Here is a 582-nt window from a genome sequence, read left to right as displayed (position 1 = left end):
CGGTGTGCGTTGCGTGGCCGTGCCTCTGCAAGGCGCTCCGGCCTTGACGGCGCTTTCGGTGTCCGGGCCTTCTGGACGGATGACAAGCGATGCCGTCCCGAACGTCGTGCCCATCATGCAGGACGCCGCCGAGCGCTTCGCCAAGGAACTCGGCCCGCCAGCGTCCTGACCCTTGGGCTCGCCCTACGGATGTCAGTCGACGGGTTCGCCCACAATGACGGTCGGGCGCCCGCCGCGCTCCCACATGACGAAGTCGCCCGCGGACCTGACGAGGACGGCGAGCATCCAGAGGGCGAGCCCGGTGTCGTCCACGATGCCCACAACAGGGATCACGTCGGGGATGGCGTCGATCGGGGAGATGATGTAGACGACGCCCAGCGCGAGCAGCCCGAGCGTCCCGAAGGACATGCCCTTGTACTGCCCCCGCACGACCGACTTCAGCATCCGAGGAACGGAGCGGACGCGCTCCCAGAGGCCCGGTGCGTCGGGCTTCAGCGTCTCGGCGTAGATCTGCCAAGCCTGACCTGCGGCGGCCGCGCTGCGCTTCTTGTCCACGAGCACTCCTCAGAGGGACGTTCAGAG

At 68.2% G+C, this 582-nt stretch carries 1 protein-coding gene; it reads right to left on the bottom strand.

Translation table 11 applies throughout. The features are described 5' to 3' along the window. Positions 1-192 precede the first annotated feature (192 nt). Positions 193-555, bottom strand: coding sequence for a YkvA family protein (locus ACTWPP_RS45115; protein WP_395952385.1), 363 nt, complete (start codon positions 553-555; stop codon positions 193-195). Positions 556-582 lie beyond the last annotated feature (27 nt).

The organism is Actinomadura sp. 3N407 (genome assembly GCF_052245875.1).
GTDB lineage: Bacteria > Actinomycetota > Actinomycetes > Streptosporangiales > Streptosporangiaceae > Spirillospora.
This window is presented reverse-complemented; position numbering and strand designations above follow the sequence as displayed.